10 protein-coding genes are annotated in these 16,714 nt (G+C 62.8%); 4 read left to right on the top strand and 6 right to left on the bottom strand.

Features of this window, described 5'->3' with window-relative positions:
- Window positions 1-96 precede the first annotated feature (96 nt).
- Together AC1DRD_RS22025 and AC1DRD_RS22030 are read right to left on the bottom strand one after the other, a co-directional pair.
- Window positions 97-1,791, bottom strand: a complete 1,695-nt coding sequence (locus tag AC1DRD_RS22025; protein WP_478043049.1) for a sensor domain-containing diguanylate cyclase — start codon at window positions 1,789-1,791, stop codon at window positions 97-99.
- Between the two features lie 72 nt (window positions 1,792-1,863).
- Window positions 1,864-3,072: a hypothetical protein gene (locus tag AC1DRD_RS22030; protein WP_478043050.1), complete on the bottom strand. Its 1,209-nt coding sequence runs from the start codon at window positions 3,070-3,072 to the stop codon at window positions 1,864-1,866.
- 144 nt (window positions 3,073-3,216) lie between these two features.
- Between AC1DRD_RS22030 and AC1DRD_RS22035 the strand changes: the two genes are divergently transcribed.
- The gene (locus AC1DRD_RS22035; RefSeq protein WP_478029866.1) at window positions 3,217-3,765 is read left to right on the top strand and encodes a UrcA family protein; all 549 of its coding nucleotides are present in this window, start codon (window positions 3,217-3,219) and stop codon (window positions 3,763-3,765) included.
- A gap of 142 nt (window positions 3,766-3,907) precedes the next feature.
- Here the strand turns inward: AC1DRD_RS22035 and AC1DRD_RS22040 are convergent, their stop codons facing one another.
- Window positions 3,908-4,996 carry a Ca2+-dependent phosphoinositide-specific phospholipase C gene (locus AC1DRD_RS22040; RefSeq protein WP_478043051.1) on the bottom strand — a complete coding sequence of 363 codons (1,089 nt, stop codon included), beginning with the start codon at window positions 4,994-4,996 and terminating at the stop codon, window positions 3,908-3,910.
- Window positions 4,996-7,500, bottom strand: coding sequence for a TonB-dependent receptor (locus tag AC1DRD_RS22045; protein ID WP_478043052.1), 2,505 nt, complete (start codon window positions 7,498-7,500; stop codon window positions 4,996-4,998). The genes AC1DRD_RS22040 and AC1DRD_RS22045 overlap by 1 nt, the downstream gene beginning before the upstream one ends.
- Window positions 7,501-8,252: 752 nt before the next feature.
- Between AC1DRD_RS22045 and AC1DRD_RS22050 the strand changes: the two genes are divergently transcribed.
- The gene (locus AC1DRD_RS22050) at window positions 8,253-8,768 is read left to right on the top strand and encodes a hypothetical protein (RefSeq protein ID WP_478043054.1); all 516 of its coding nucleotides are present in this window, start codon (window positions 8,253-8,255) and stop codon (window positions 8,766-8,768) included.
- Between the two features lie 417 nt (window positions 8,769-9,185).
- Window positions 9,186-10,181, top strand: a complete 996-nt coding sequence (gene rsgA, locus AC1DRD_RS22055) for a ribosome small subunit-dependent GTPase A (RefSeq protein WP_478043055.1) — start codon at window positions 9,186-9,188, stop codon at window positions 10,179-10,181.
- A 294-nt stretch (window positions 10,182-10,475) separates the two neighbouring features.
- On the opposite strand, the gene AC1DRD_RS22060 is transcribed toward rsgA, so the two are convergent.
- Window positions 10,476-13,259, bottom strand: coding sequence for a TonB-dependent receptor (locus AC1DRD_RS22060; RefSeq protein WP_478043056.1), 2,784 nt, complete (start codon window positions 13,257-13,259; stop codon window positions 10,476-10,478).
- A gap of 581 nt (window positions 13,260-13,840) precedes the next feature.
- Between AC1DRD_RS22060 and AC1DRD_RS22065 the strand changes: the two genes are divergently transcribed.
- Window positions 13,841-14,029 carry a hypothetical protein gene (locus AC1DRD_RS22065; RefSeq protein WP_478043057.1) on the top strand — a complete coding sequence of 63 codons (189 nt, stop codon included), beginning with the start codon at window positions 13,841-13,843 and terminating at the stop codon, window positions 14,027-14,029.
- A gap of 242 nt (window positions 14,030-14,271) precedes the next feature.
- Here the strand turns inward: AC1DRD_RS22065 and clpA are convergent, their stop codons facing one another.
- Window positions 14,272-16,587, bottom strand: a complete 2,316-nt coding sequence (clpA, locus tag AC1DRD_RS22070) for an ATP-dependent Clp protease ATP-binding subunit ClpA (RefSeq protein ID WP_478029877.1) — start codon at window positions 16,585-16,587, stop codon at window positions 14,272-14,274.
- Window positions 16,588-16,714: the final 127 nt, after the last annotated feature.

The raw sequence follows: 16,714 nt of genomic DNA on the forward strand, positions 1-16,714 counted from the left end.
CGGCCCGCTCCCCCACCCGACCTCCCAATCAGGGCATTCTATGGGAGGTCGGGTGGGGGAGCGGGCCGGCACCGTGACAGCGGAGCTGAAAAGACGTCAGGCGGCTCGGACGGCGATCGGTGGCGCGAACCGGGCGCGATCGCGGCCGCTCTGCTTGGCATCGAACAGCGCGCGGTCGGCGCGTCGATACATCGCTTTCCAGTCGGCTTCGGTAACGAGCGGCCCGGTGCAGGCGCCGATACTGGCAGTGACGGTCAGGTCGAACGGCATGCGCGCCGATCGCAATTTGGCGAGCACGGCATCGGGTGTGACTGCGCGGTCGGCGGGACACAGGATGGCGAATTCCTCGCCCCCCATCCGCGCGATCAACGCACCCGACGCGGCCTGGCGCAGCACGCGGGCGAAGACGCGCAGCACCTCGTCGCCGCCATCATGGCCCAAGGTCTCGTTGATCCGCTTGAAATGGTCGATATCGGTCAACATCAGCGCCTGATTGGTCTCGCGGCCGATCGCCTGGCGCAGAAAAGCGCGGCGGTTGAGGAGGCCCGTCAACGGATCGGTATCGGCCAGCCGTGCTGCGATGATTTCGCGTTCGATCGCCTCGTCGCGTTCGAGCGAGAGCAAGCGGATGCGATAGGCAATAGCCAGGGTCGAGATGACCGCCTCGAACGCCATCGACAATATGGTCGAATTGTCGAGCCAGAAGCTCCAGGGGATCAGCGCCAGATTGCCCAGCAGGCGCAGTGCCGCGAACAGGATCGGCGCCGCCCAGGCGACCGCGAACAGCCAGAGATAGGGGCTGCCTTCGGCGCGAGCGCGGCGAATGATCGGGAAGACGACGACGACGATCGCTGCGAAGGTCAGCGAAAAGGCGGTGTCGAGCAGTTGGATGTGCCAGGGTGCGAATAAAGCAACGAACGCGGTCGCGACCATCGATGCGGCGATGATCGTGTTGACCGCCTTACCCACCCAGCCGGCGGTTACCGCGGGTACGAAGAAATAGCGCGCGAAGATCAACGCGGTCGCCGCCGCCGTAGACAGCAGGACGTAATTGAGCCGCAAGCGATCGTTGTTGAGCATGGTCGGGTTGAGCCACGCGAGCGCTCCCGACGAACTCAGCGCGTAGAGCATCAACGCCGCGACCATCGCGCAATAAGCGAGCTGGAAGGGATGACGCAGCGCGCCCCACATGGCGAGATTGTATACCAACAAGGCCAGGCACAGCCCGCCGAACCCGGCATAGATCGCCGCCATCGCGAGGTTCGCCCGGTCCGATTCAGCAGGGGTAGCGATCGTCGGCGCGATGAGGATTCCGCGCAAATTGGCCGATCCCTCGACATGCCACATCAATCTGACTGGCGGCCCAATGGCGGCCGGGAGCGGCCATTCGATCATCGCGCCCAATTGGAGGTGGTTGCTCGCCTGGTGCCCGTCGAACCGCCAGCCGCGGATCTTGCCGTCGGGATAGAGGGCATAGAGCGTCACGGCCTCCTGCCAAAGGCTCCCGATGCGTACGTGCGTTCGGTTCCCCACGTCGGGAACGTTGGTCAGCGGCTGAGAAATCACCCAGTAATCGCCCGCGCCGAACCAGGTCTGGCGATGCGTGCAATCGTATCGCGCGGTAGCGCCGAACATGGCGGCCGGCTGGTCGCCCGCGCGTGCCGAGGCGACGCAGGTCGACAGCGGCGCACCGACGACGGCACCGCGCGCCCGAGCGGGAAACGCCCATAGCGAGGATATAGCCAGCAGCAGGGCCGTCATCAGCAAGGTGGGAAGGCCGGCAAAGCGCATGCCGCCGACCTAATCCCTCGACCGCAAATTATTGGTAAATCGCACGCATAATATGGTGATTTATCCTTTTATTCAGCAGGGCTTGAACCCGCCCAGCGTGATCCGCGGCTTGCACTTCTTTTTCGGCGGCTCGTTGCCGCTATTGCCGTTGGCAGCACCGCCGTCATTATCGCCCATGTCATCCATTCCCGGCATGCCGAGCATGACCGTGGTATTGGAGCGATAGCGAACCTTGGCGGTCCAGTCGGGCTTCCATGGCAACCGCGCATTGGCCGGGCGCGGCGGATAGGCGAAATTGCGTTCGGGACCATAGGCATAAAGCTGGGTCATCATGAAGCCGCCCGCTGCGCGTTTCACTTCGGTCGGGATCTGGCAGCTCGTCTGGCTAGGCGGCATCACGATCTTTCGGGCGATCAGGCCGGAAACCATGTCGGGCGCGATCCAGTCGGCCAGCCCGCCGCCGAACTGCTTGCCGCTGGCGGACGTCCACCACACCATGTCTGCATCCTCGCCACCTGAACCCTGGGCGCCGATCAGCCAGGCATAATAGCCGGTCGCCAGCGGGACGGAATTCCAGTTCAGCATCTGCGATCCGTCGGATTGCTCGCTGCCACGCGCGTTCAACGGCGCCATGAAATCCTGATCGAGCGCGAACCTGATCTCGGGCGAATAATTGCCCGCGACGCGATGATCGCCGATCAGCGAGGACCCGGGTTTGGCCGACTTGCCCGATTTGGCATTCGGCCATTCACCATAGGTGCGCGATGTGCTCGCGGTGGGGCCGCGGTCGACCGGCACATCGGCGGTGAACAGGCCCGGCGGGAATTGCTGTTGGCCCAATTTGGCAAAGTCGACGACCACTGGCTGGCCCGGGCCGACATGCGCGCCGCAGCCCCAGAAGATCAGCAAACGGCCCTTCGGTCGGCGCATCTCGCCCGGCATTCCTTCGGTCGGGGTCGACTGGGGCGAGGTCAGCGGGACCGACGGGCCAAGCTGCATGCCAGCGGGCATGAAGTGATCGGCCTGCGGCGTGCTGCCGGCCGGCGCGAGCGTCGAGCCCAGGCGCAAGATCAGCGTGTGCGCGACCGAACCGCCGCCACGCCCGCCGCCGAACATCATTTTCATCGGATTGGCGCCGCCCGCGCCGAAGCCCGACGTGGTCGCGACATCCATCTGATAGCGTGCCTTTGGCGGTGCCGACGGCGGCGCCGAATAGCCGATGCTCACGATCGTCGCGATTGCCGCGGCACCGGCCGCTAACGGAATCAAATGGCGTCGCATGGATACACCCCCGCTCTGGTTGTGCAGCCGGATAGCATGATAGCCGAGTCCCCAGATTGGACGAACCCGACGGGCAGCTTGCTTGACTCGCGGAACCATCGGGGTCGTTATGCGATCGGAACGTGGTTAACGGATGAGGGCGTGATGACCCGATCGCTTGTGTTCGTCGGCTTGCCGGCCGTCATGTCGGCCGCTGCGCTGATCGCGCCGGCAGCCGCCGCCTCCGACTATTACGATCGCGATATCCAGACGACGGTGATCAGCGTTGCCGATCTCGATTTGTCGACCGGCTGGGGCATGGACCGGCTGATCAAACGGCTGCGCGGCCGGATCGACGATATGTGCGGCTGGGATGAGGATTGCCGCGACGAGGCGTGGCTGAGCGCCGACTGGCAAGTCGCCCGCGCGGTCACCCGCGACCAATGGCGCCGCCGCATCGCGTTCGAGCGCGAAGCCGATCGGCGCTATTACCGGATGCGGCGTTTCGCACCGCCGCCACCGCCACTGGTCGTGGTCCAGCCACTGCCCAGGATCGCCTATCTGCCGATCCCCGCGCCACCGGCGCAACTCGTGTCGAAGACGACCAAGATCACCACGACCACGACCAAGACGACGACCATCATGCTGACCTATCGCACGCCGCCGGCAACGTTCCGCCCGGCCTGGAAACCGCGCTGCGCCTGTGTGGAGTAGAGGCGGTCGACGATCACGTATTGGTTAATCGGTGCGCGCGTCCCGTTCGACAACGAGCAGATGTGCCTTGGACGAGCGCTGCAGGACGTCGAGCGCCTTCAGTATGATGGCGCGGGCGACCGGCAGGGCAGTACAATACCAGTCAGGGCCGGAGCCGGCAGCTGGCGGACACCCGCGCCGGACTGCATCGCGCCATCGCGCGCTCGGGTAGCGTCACCACGAAGCCGAGATTGAGCGGATCGGGAGCGCCCGGGTAATAGTCCGTGCTCACCGCTTGCGCCCCGCTCGCCATCGCGGCCTTGGCCTTGGAATAGTCACGGCCGCGCGCCTCGACCGTATTGGCGTCGGTGCGGGTCCGCACGATCAAGCCCTCGCGCACCCATTTGCGGATCTTCGCGCCGTCGACAAGCGGGTCCTGGACGATCTGCACCGCCGATTCGGGCTGATCGTCGGGATACCAGCCGAACATCGCCCGCCCCGCGAGCGAAGGGTGTCCGACGCGATAGAGATCAGACACCGCCGCGCGCACGTCGAGCAGGATGTAGATACGCCCCCGCGCGGCCGTCAGCGCCGGCCAGCCGCGGCTATGCACCGCTTCGCGCAGCGTCGCCGCGCCCCCGCGCACCTCGTCCGGGGTGATCAGCCGCTTGCCGGGGAGCACGGAACGGATCTCTCGATCCAAAGCATCGAGCAGGGGCTTGTCGAGCGCCAGCGGGACGGTGATTCCCGGCCGCCCCGAAGGCGTGTCCGCGGCATTGATCGTGATCATGATCGGCAAGTGGTCGGGATGCGCCCGTGACCAGCGATCGACTTCGCCGAGGCACTCGACCAGGGTCGTGCAGGTGCTGAGATAGTCCACATCAGGAATGTGGAACACCTTGAAGCCGGGCTTGAGCATCTTCGCCCGGTCGAAACCGGTCGCCTCCCCGGCTGCCCGCGCCAAGGCCTCCCCCTTTGGGTCGGCATAACGCCCGCCCTCGGGATCGGCGAAGATGTCGATCTCGATCTGACGCACGCCCGCGTCGAGTTGCTGGGCCAGCGGCAGATGATAATAATCGAGCCCGTCGGCCATCGCCGGCGCCGTCGAGCGGATCTGCGCCATGACGGCCGCCGGAATCCGCGCCTTGAAGCTGTTGTGCGAACCGATGACCTGAATGTCGTTCATCGCACGCGGCGGCGTCGCCGTGCCGGCCAACGCCAGCGCAGCGGCGGTGAGAAGCCCCTTGAGCATCAGAACTCCGTCCGCACGCCGAACAGGATCGTCCGGCCCCAATAATGGATCTCGTTATAGCGCAGGGGATCGTCGTTATAGCTATACTGCTTCGCTCCGGCGATGTTGATCGCTTCGACACTCAGCGTCGTCTTGCCGATCATCCGGACGGAGACGTTGCCGTCCAGCGAGCCGAAAGCATCGACATAGCTCGGCGTCTGCGTGGTGCTGCCCGTGCCCGAGAGATACTTGTCGCGCCAGGTGTAGGAAAGCCGCGCCGACACCGGGCCGTAATCATAGAAGCCGACCAGGTTAAAGCTGTTCTTCGACAGGCCGATCAGCTGATCCTTGATCGTCCGCGCGCCGGCCGTGTAATTCGCCTGCACCGACGTGTGGGTGTACGACGCCTGGATACCCAGCCCGTCGAACGGCTTGGGCAGGAAGGTGAATACCTGGTTGTAGGCCGCCTCCGCGCCATAGACCTTGGCATTGCCGCCATTGACCTGCGTGCTCAGCAGGATCGTGCCGCGGCCCGGAATCTCGACATTGACGTTCTGCGCGGTGATGTAATTGTCCATCGCCTTGTAGAACAAGGCCGCGGTGAGCGAGCCTTTGCGATTGAAATACCATTCGAGCGAACCGTCGAACTGGGTGGCGAGGAAGGGCACCAGCTCGGGATTGCCGCCGCTTCCGGTCGGCGCGTCGGTGGACACGCTGATCTGCGGCGCGCTCTGGGTCACGTTGGGTCGAGTCAGCACGCGGCTGGCGGCGAGGCGCGCGATCAGGGTCGGGCTCAGCTCGGCGCGCAGGTTGAAGCTCGGCAGCCAGTTGTTGAAGGTCTTGGGAAAGCTCGCCGGCGTCGGCGCGGTGCCGATCGTCAATGTGCCGCTCGCCACCTGATCGGTGTGCACGTAGCGCACGCCGATGTTGCCGGTCACTGCGACTCCTCCCAGCGCGAAGGCATAATCGGCGCGCAGATAGGCGCTCGCCGTCTTCTCGGTCACCACATAGGAGGCACGCAAGTCGCTCGCGGACAGCGGCGCGTTGGCCACGGCGTCGGTGAACAATTTGTCGTAGAAGACGCTGGTGATCGGCACGAGCCAGCTGCGCGGCGCATTGCCGGGCACGCCGCTCAGGAAATTGTCGAACGGGATTTGCTCGAACCCGTTCGGCGCGAAGCTGGTCAGCGGAACCTGGCCCGGATTGACGGTGAAATCGCGGCGCCAATAATCCCGCTTGCGCGAGTGATATTCGCCACCGGCCGTGATCTTGCGGAGGAAGCCATCCATGTCGTGACCGACGTCGAGCCGGGCGTACCTGTCCCAGTCCTTGCTGTTCTTTGGCGCGATGTTGAACGGGTAGAGCACGTAGTTCGCGGCATTGGTCGGGTCGACCGGCGTGGTGAAGGTCGGGATCACCTTGTATCCGCCCGACGCGTCATAAGTCAGCGGCGCGAAGAACATCGCGCGGCTGCGCACGGTGCCTTGGGCATAGCTGGGGTGGAAGCTGTGCGCGTAGGACCAGTTGATGTTGGCCGAGATATCCCAGCCTTTGGGCTTCCAGCTCTGCTTCAGGCCGATGCTGAGCAGGTCGTGACGATTGAGGCTGTATTCGCGCGACGCCATGAAACGCACGTCGTTGATCGTCGCGGCGACGACGGTGTTGCCGTCGAGCTTGACCGACCCCGGTACCAGCACCGGGCGGTGTCCCGCGACGCTGGTGTCATCGGGATAGATGTCGAGGCCGAATTCGTCATAGGCGACGTCGAGCCGCGTCGCGAGCACGTCGAGCGTGGTCTCGAGCTCGGGCGAGGGCCGCCACTGCGCCGAGATCAACCCCGAGAGGCGCTTGCGGTCTTCGGTCTCGATCGTCGGGCGGGTGCGGGTCGGCGTGTAATAGCCAGTGCCAAGCACCGACGTGAACCGGTCGAGGGTCCAGCCCGTATTGTACCAGCGGTCGTTGCGGACCGACTTGGCCCAATATTGCGCGCCGGCGAGGATACCGAACGTGCCGTCGCCGTTCTTGAAGCTGGTGATCGCGGTGGCGTTCGGCTTCACCTTGTCGGTCATCGTCGTCCAGGTACCGCGCAGATTGAGCGTGGTCTTGGTACCGACGTCGAGCGGGCGAAAGGTTTTGACGTCGATATTCCCGCCCAGCGCGCCTTCGGTCATGTCGGCGGTCGGCGTCTTGACCACGTCGATCTGCGACACGAACTCGGCCGGCAGCATCTCGAAGCGGAACTGGCGGCCATTGGCGCCGCCATTCTCGATCAGGTCGTTGATCGCGATCGTGCGGCCATTGAGCATCGTGCTCTGGAACTGCGGCCCGAGCCCGCGAACGCTGACATAGAGTCCCTCGCCGCGTGGCCGGGTGATCGCCACGCCCGTGACGAGCTGGAGCGCCTCGGCCACGTTCTGGGTGGGGAATTTGCCGATATCGGTCGACGCGATCGAATCGACACCATAAGCGGCCTGGCGTTTGGTCTCGGCCGCCGTGGCGAGGCTCCGCGCATAGGAGCCGGTCACGACAATGTCCTCATCGGAGTTCGCCGGCGCGTCCTGCGAGCTTTGGTCGGCGCCCGCGGCAACGGTCTGGGCATGCGCGGATTGGGCGATGCCCAACGCGGCGAAAGTAAATGGAAGCGTGGCCCGAAGCAGGCGTGACGTGCGCGACATTTTTGAGTTTCTCCCCTCGGGTGTAGTCCCCGGCGGGGCCGCCAATAAGCCCGCCCTATTGCGTTTCGGCGGCGGAGTGGTTGCAGAAGCGTTTCAAGTACAAGTCGCTTGGATGACTCGGATTGCCTGGCCCTCAATCAGGCGACCCAAGGTCTGCCGCGCGGTTGAGAAACGTCGTCCAGGTCAATTTCAGCTACGGGCAATCGCGGCCGTGGAAAGGGCTTACCCGAGCCGATCTTGCCAAGCTGGACCTCCTCGCCGGCCAATGGCGCCGTTAGCGGCGATGATCTCAACTTTCATGTCAGCTACGCGCCTCATAATCAGACGTTCGATGACGCTTGCCCTAACCCCGAAAGCGGACGTTCGTTCATGTAGGCGGGAAATGTCCGAAACCGGTGGAGAGCGGCTGGTCCGCATTCGAGTTTGCGGATCAAGTTAGCGGCCGCGAGGTTCGGCCCTTTGATACAGCCAGCCGTCCGCCAGTACGTGCGCCTACAAACGTGAGGAAGTCCCTCGATTTGACAACCAAGGCCTCACCTATGCGCTAAGCCGGATCGTCACTACACCTGTCACGGCGAGCAGCGGGATTTGAGGAGAGCGTGATGCGTCATAGGACTTTGTCGGCGACGATCGGAGCTGCCATCTTGATTTCTAGCTCAGGCTCAGCGAGCCCGGCGCAAGGTGTGGTTTCAGGCAACTATGTCCTGGACCGGGAACGGAGCGACGACGCCTTTCAAGCAATCGAGAGCGCTATTGCAGGCCTTTCCAACGCCAAGCGCGCTCTCGCTCGCATGAGGCTGCGCAAGTCCATTGCGGTAAATAGAATGAGAATCTCGATTACAGGAAGTCGAGTTGGGGTCACGTATGATGACAAAGCACCTATCGTCGTTTGGATAGGAGAAGATCCGGTCAAGTGGAAGCTCATTGAAGTGCTTGTTTTCGATGTGTCGGCAAAAGCTAATGGTGAAGCTATTTCTCTAACATTCCGCGGCGACGACAGCGAGCGGATCACAACGTATCGCAGTGTTGGTCAGGATCTGGTCGTGGATACCACCATCATCAGTCCATTGCTCTCTACACCGATTGTTTATAAGCAAATCTTCAATCGAACGAACTGACAGGATTTACGAGGAAAATCTGGTGAGAAACCGTTGAACCGTCTTCGTCTCGCAGATGCGGAAGCCGGTCCAGATGATCTCTCCAGCGTCTGCTTTGAGGCGCTACGATCGTGAACGAACGGCAGCAACGGGGTCGGTAGCTGCCCTTCGTTTGGACTCTGATTTTGATGGTCTGCAACGCGCCCTAACTCCCGTCATCCACGGCATCGCGACCTTACCCCGAAAGCCGTCGTCCGTTCAGCTAGCCGCCTAAGCTTGTTGAGTGAACATGAGAATGTCTGAAAGTGGTGATCCCTATGGTGTTTAAGGGTTCCTGTTGGTGGAAATCTGGCGCCTCACACCAGCATTTCGCGCTCTGAGAATTTGCCCCGGGGAAACCGCTCGCCGGACCGGCAAGAAGGACATACCTGTCTCTATATGAAATCGATTCATGATACTTTGGAAGAGCTCGGCTGGCGGGCCTTTTTCAGCGAGCAGGTCTCGCCAGAGGAGGCGCAGCAATGCCATCCCGTCCGCGTAATGGCAGTTCACCGCGGTAAGATCGCGGTCAAGGGCGAGGGGCTACAGCTCTCGATCACTCCCTATATTCCCGGCGCCTTACCGTCAGACGATCATCCGACGGTCGGCGACTGGCTGCTGGTCGATAGCGCCACGTTGCAACCGACACGCGTCCTTCGGCGGATGAACCTGTTCAAACGGCGCGCACCGGGCGATCCGCGGAATGAGCAGATGATCGCCGCCAACATCGACACGCTGTTCGTCGTCGCCTCCTGCAACCAGGATTTCAGCGTCGCGCGGTTGGAGCGTTATCTGGTGCTGGCGCGCGATGTCGGCGTCAATCCGGTCGTGGTCCTCACGAAATCGGACCTGTCCGAAACCCCGGATACATTCGCGGCGGCGGCACGCGCGATCGAACCTGGGCTGCGGGTCGAGATCGTCAATGGCCGCGATCGCTCGAGCGCAGCTTGCCTCGCTGCTTGGTGTGGCTGGGGCAAAACCGTAGCGCTTCTAGGTTCCTCCGGCGTTGGCAAATCGACGCTCGTCAACACATTGCGTGGTTCGGACAGCATCGCCACGCAGGCGATCCGCGCGAGTGACGATACGGGGCGGCACACCACTACAGTGCGCCAAATGCATCGGCTCAACCAGGGCGGCTGGCTGCTCGACACGCCTGGCATGCGCGAATTGCAGCTCTCCGATGCGGCCACCGGCGTATCGGAGATTTTCGATGATTTTCTTCTGGTGGCGCAGCGCTGTCGCTTCTCCAACTGCGCGCATGGCAGCGAGCCCGGTTGCGCCGTTCAAGCAGCGATCGCCGAGGGCACGCTGACATCGGAGCGTTTTGCTCGCTGGAGGCAGTTGACCAAAGAGGACGGCGTCACCACCCCATATCCTTCGAGGCGCCGCCCATGACGAGTGGGCGCCGCCACTTGAATTGGTCGCCCGAGGTGAACCGCTTGGTAGCGACGATGCCCGCCGAATTCGCGACGTTCAAAGCGAAACCATAAACAGGTTTGCCACCGCAGATCACCCAACGCTGGGCTTCATTGCAGAGGCACGCACTTCGGAAATGTAGCTTCAGCAATTCCTGGGCCCCTTGGCAGCTTGGCGGGCTGAGCTTTTGCGCGAGCAAACAAACTGCGCCCACCGGCGGGCCGCCAGACCCGAACGGTGGCGGAGATCCGGGAGTCTACATGCGGTCCTGCGCTACATGCGGAAGGACAGGCTGCCCACGAAGGTACGCCCGTTCTTGTAAAAGGCCGAGGGCCGATCGCGCGTGCCGCTATATTGCAGATAGGTTTCGTCGAGCAGGTTCTGTGCCTGGACCGTGACGGTGATGTTGTCGTTCAGCTTGAGCGAGGCCGAGGCATCTAACTGATTATACGGCGCGACCATTTCCTGCGAACCCAGGCGCCCGATCGTCCGGAAATAGGAAGAGCGGTAGCTGTAGCTCAGGCGCGCCTGGAACGGACCCTTCTCGAAATAGGGAATGATGTTGAAGCTGTGCTTGGAAAGATAGGGAAGGTTGAGGATCTCGGTCGTGTTGAGCGTCGTCGAGGTGCTGCTGTCCTGGTACGCATAGTTCGCCTGGATGCCGAACCCGCGCCAAATCTCCGCCTGCCCATTGATGAGCACGCCGTTCACCTTCGCCTTGCCGCCGTTGACCGGTTGCGAAACACTGTAACGGTTTTCGAGCTGCCCCGTGAGCGAGTTGAAGAGCGTCACGCCTTCCTGGCGCGTGGTGACGATGTAGTTGGAAATCTCGCGGCGGTAGAGCTCGAGCGAAAGCAGCGCGCCGGGTGCCGGATAATATTCCGCCGTGACCTCGTAATTGGTCGATTCATACGGCTTCAGATTGGGATTGCCGCCCCCCGCGTCATAGGTGACGTCGTTCTGCGTGATCGAGGCCGCCAGATCCTGATAGCGGGGCCGGGCGATTACCTTGGCCACCGCCCCGCGGAAGATCAGCTTGGGGTTGACCTCATAGGCGATGTTGAACGTCGGCAGGAATTTGAGATAGTCGTTCGCGGTGCTGGTCGGCACCGGGCGCGGATTGGGATCGGCCGGCGTCGGCAGCGACAGGGCATATTGCGACAGGTTCCGGGTATAGACGAGCCGTCCGCCGATATTGCCCCGCAGCCCACCGCCCTCGAAGTTGAGCTGGACGTAGCTCGCGGCCACCGTTTCCGTCACGCGGGTGGAGGCGCCGACCTTGTCCACGAGTGGCGAATTGATCGCGTCGGCGAGGATATCGATGACCGATGTATCGGGCAAATTCAGATATTTTGTCGCGTTGCCAGCGCCTCCCGTGCCGCTGAAGACGCCGTCGGGAGTCACGAGCGTGTGGACGTTCAGCTGCGAGCCGAGCAGCGACTGCTGGAGATAGGTGTTCACGCCGCGCGCATCGACCCGGTTGATATGGCGGGTGAAGCGGCCGCCGATGAGCAGCTCCTTGAAGAAGCCGCCGACGGGCACGGTCGCGTCGAGGCCGGCGAACGCGTCGGCGTCGGTGGTGACGCTATAGTCCAGGCCGCCGATCTGCGCGGCGACGAGCGGCGCCCCGTTGACGATCACCGGGTTGCCCTCGATCACCGCGGGATTGTTGTTCGGATTGGTGAAGTAGTTGGCGGGGTTGGTGAGGTCGCCGACGAAATTGACGTTCGCCGAGGTTGGGCTGATCGAATAGCTGAACGGCAGCCGGGTCTGGACGTTGAAGAGATATTCGGGATCGCGCCCGCCTGTCGCCTTGCTCCAGCCCGCTGCGAAGGACAGCTTGGAGCCGCCATCGCCCTCCCAATCGGCGAAGAAGTTGAGATTGTCGGTCTTGAGCTTGGTGCGGCGAACCAGCGTGTCGAGCTGCGCGCTCTGACCATTGGCTGCGCCGAAGCTCGCATCCGTCACTACACCGTTCGCGATGGTAGCGGACTGCAGCACGTCGCCCGTCCAAGCACCGGGGATCGTGTACATCGACTGGCTGTAATTATTGTAATTGCCTTCGACGTGCAGGCCATTGAGCGTGAGGGTCAGGTCCTCCGTCGGACGCACCTGGACCGTGCTGGCAACGCTGGCGCGTTTCCGCTCCTGCTGGAAATAGGCGTAGTTGATTCCGAACGGTGAGGCCGCCTTGTCGAGGTCGGCGAGCGTGCCGCCGGTAATCACCGCGTTCGGGTTCTTGAGCACGCGCTGGCCCGCGGCATCCGTCGTCATGAAGGGACTGCCGGAGCCGTCGGCATTGTCATAACCGAAGAACTCGACGCCTGAGCGCACGAGATTCTGCTTGTCGTAGGTAGCCGCGACGAGGACGCCGAACGTCTCCGCATCGTTCTTCCAGCTGTAGAGCCCGGAGCCGCGGATGTTTCCCTTGTTCGCGCGATCATTGTAGGAATATCCGCCCGACGCGAAGATCGAATTGGCCTTCAACTCGAGCGGCCGGCGCGTGCGCACGATCACCGTGCCGCCGAGGCTGCCTTCCTCGATGCGTGCCTCAGGTGATTTATACACTTCCAGCCGGTCGACCAACTCGGGCGCGAGCAGCGAATAGTTGAAGGTGCGGCTGCTGGGATCATTGTCGTTCCCGCCCCAATCGGCCGAGGCGAGACCGTGCCCGTCCAGCAGCATGCGGTTGAGTGCGGGATCGGTGCCGAGGATCGCGACCTTCTCGCCCTCGCCGAAGCGGCGGTCGATCGAGACGCCAGGGATGTGCGAGAGCGATTCGCCGACGTTGCGGTCGGGGAACTTGCCGATATCCTCGGAGGAGATTGCGTCCACCACGGCGTTCGCATTGCGCTTGACCTGGATCGCCTGGCGAAGGCTGCCCGCATAGCCGGTGACGACGATCTCCTCGCCGGCGGCATCAGTGCGGGGCTGGGCCGCGGCTTCGCTCTGCGGCGTCGTTTTGGGCGGCGTAGCGGGCACCTGCTGAGCTTGAGCTTCGGCGGCGAAGCCGGTCAATGCGGAGGTCAGAAGAATCGTTTGTCTCAAACGCAACATGATATTCCCCTCAAAAACACGGAACCGGACGCGCCGCCTGGATGTCCAATCCTGACGACCGCGCCTGGCAGCCTTGGCGCTTTGTCGCGATCCGGATTGATACGACGAAAGCGTACCAATCGACATGCCAAAAGCATACCATTCGAGCGACTGGCTGATGGTTCGACGCGGCGCGGGAAATGTGGTGTTCGTCGCGAATTTACAGGCTCACGACACTTCCCGGCCTCAGAATGGAAGGAATCGGAGCGGTCGGTTGGGCGGCAGTAAGGGATGGGCCGGAAATGAATGGTATGGTACCAACTGCCTTTCTCCAAGATGGTCGAATTGAGCGCGGGTTCCGCGGCGGTGGTTCGCGAACATGGCTGGGTGCCACCTCAGGACCGTCAGGCCTGATGAAGGCGAGTGACCATCTCCATCGCTCGACCGCGGCGCCCCGCGGTCCGGGCGCATGGCGACGATTGCACATGGCGATACCAAGAACGGCAATACCTTAGGGACTCCGCTCAACGATATCGCAATGGACGTGCTGAGGCGTCCTGTGGGCAAGCATGAGACCCATGTGTGGTCGGAAGTCGGAATCGATGGTGCGGCGCTATGCGCTCCTCTCGGTGAAGCATCTGCAGCCCTATCCCGACCAGCTGATTTTTGAGCCAAAAATCGGCACGCTCGAAGAACCGCAGAAATCTGCGGAAAGCAACGGCGCAGAATCGCCTACAGCTCCTGCCAAGGGCAAGCCGATTTTGGTATCACACGATGATGTGAGTTGTTGAAAAAGTAGAGGAAAGAATGGTGGACGCACTTGGGCTCGAACCAAGGACCCGCTGATTAAGAGTCAGCGGCGCAATGTCCGCTTTACTCGACAGGAAGCCGTAACCTGCCAGTCCGCTGTCGGCCCAATACCGGCCGTCCGCGCTCGATAAAGCTCGCAGCGCGAAGCAACCGGAAAGCTCGAATAAGAAACGGGCCAGGGATCGCTCCCCGGCCCGTTCTGGTTTTTGGTTTATGCCTCGGCTTATTTCGCTTCGGCCTTGGCGGTCTTGCCGCCCTTCTTGCCTGGTTTCTTTGGCGCGGCGGGAGTGATTTCGAACGACAAGGCATTGTCCTTCAATTTCACCACCACTTCGCCGCCATGGACCAGCTTGCCGAACAGCAATTCCTCGGCGAGCGGCTGCTTGATCTTTTCCTGGATCAGGCGGCCCATCGGGCGCGCGCCGTAGAGCTTGTCATAGCCCTTGGCGGTCAACCACTTCTTCGATTCGTCATCCAGGCTGATATGGACGTTGCGGTCCGCCAGCTGCAGTTCGAGCTGCAGGATGAACTTCTCGACCACGCGGGCGACGACCTCGGTCGGCAAGTAGCTGAACGGCACGATCGCATCGAGACGGTTGCGGAATTCCGGCGTGAACATCTTCTGGACCGCCTGCTCGTCCTCGCCCTCTCGGGTAAGGTTGCCGAAGCCCAATGTCTCGCGCGCCATGTCCGACGCACCGGCATTGGTGGTCATGATCAGGATGACGTTGCGGAAATCGACCGACTTGCCGTGCTGATCGGTGAGCCGCCCATTGTCCATCACCTGCAACAGGATGTTGAACAAATCGGGATGCGCCTTCTCGATCTCGTCGAGCAGCAACACGCAATGCGGCTGCTGGTCGACCGCATCGGTCAACAACCCGCCCTGGTCGAACCCGACATAGCCCGGAGGGGCGCCGATCAGCCGGCTGACCGAATGACGCTCCATATATTCGGACATGTCGAACCGCTGCAGCGGGATGCCCATGATCGAGGCGAGCTGACGCGCGACCTCGGTCTTGCCGACGCCGGTCGGGCCGGTGAACAGGTAATTGCCGATCGGCTTTTCGGGGTCGCGCAAGCCGGCACGGCTCAGCTTGATCGCCGAGGACAGCTTCTCGATCGCGTCATTCTGGCCGAACACGACGCGCTTCAGATCGGTGTCGAGCGTCGCGAGAGCGAGCGTATCGTCCTTCGACACCGATTTCGGCGGGATGCGCGCCATCGTCGCGATCACCGCCTCGATTTCACGCGTGGTGATTGTCTTCTTACGGCGGCTCGGCGGCACCAGCATCTGCATCGCGCCGACTTCGTCGATCACGTCGATCGCCTTGTCGGGCAGCTTGCGGTCGTTGATGTACCGCGCCGACAATTCGACCGCCGCTTTGATCGCGTCGGGTGTGTATTTGACCTGGTGATGCTCCTCGAACGCCGAGCGCAGGCCCGCCAGGATCTTCACCGTGTCCTCGATCGTCGGCTCGTTGACGTCGATCTTCTGGAACCGGCGCAGCAGCGCGCGATCCTTTTCGAAATGGTTGCGGAATTCCTTGTAGGTGGTCGAGCCGATGCAACGGATCGTGCCGCCCGACAGAGCCGGCTTGAGCAGGTTCGACGCGTCCATCGCGCCGCCGCTGGTCGCGCCGGCGCCGATCACGGTGTGGATCTCGTCGATGAACAGGATCGCGTCGGGCATCTTCTCGAGCTCGGTGACGACCTGCTTCAGCCGCTCCTCGAAATCGCCGCGATAGCGCGTGCCGGCGAGCAGCGCGCCCATGTCGAGCGAATAGATGACGGCAGGCTTGAGCACGTCGGGCACGTCGCCCTCGATGATCTTGCGCGCCAGGCCTTCGGCGATCGCGGTCTTGCCGACGCCGGGATCGCCGACATAGAGCGGATTGTTCTTCGACCGGCGGCACAGGATCTGCACCGTGCGATCGACCTCGGCGTTGCGGCCGATCAGCGGGTCGACCTTGCCGTTCTTGGCCTTCTCGTTGAGGTCGACGGTGAATTGCTTGAGCGCGCTTTCGTTCTTGCCCTTGTCGCTCTTGGTCGACTTCTCTTCCTCGGCGCCCTTGGGAGTCGATGCCTCGACCGGCGCGCCGCCCTTGCCGACGCCGTGCGAGATGAAGCTGACCGCGTCGAGACGGCTCATATCCTGCTGCTGCAGGAAATAGACCGCGTAGGATTCGCGCTCGCTGAACAAGGCGACCAGCACGTTGGCGCCGGTCACTTCGTCGCGGCCCGACGACTGGACGTGGAGGATCGCGCGCTGGACGACGCGCTGGAACCCGCTGGTCGGCGACGGGTCGGTCGCCTTGTCGACCTTGAGCGCATCGAGCTCGGTGTCGAGATATTGCGCGACGGTCATCTTGAGCTCGTCGAGATCGACGCCGCACGATGCCATCACCTTGGAGGCATGTTCGTCATCGACCAGCGCAAGCAGCAAATGCTCGAGCGTCGCATATTCGTGGCGGCGCGACGAAGCGGCTTCGAGCGCCTTGTGAAGGGTGGTTTCGAGCGCGGAGGCGAAACTCGGCATTAGACTATTACTCCTGACGGGCCGCATGGACGCACGGCCCTTTTCCCTAATGTCGGGACGGGAGGGCCCCGCATCAAGCGCCGGCCATTCTTCGCATCGTCAGGTCGGCCAATTCCCGAAAAAAGCC

The sequence above is a fragment of the Sphingomonas sp. P4_G2 genome, assembly GCF_056401155.1.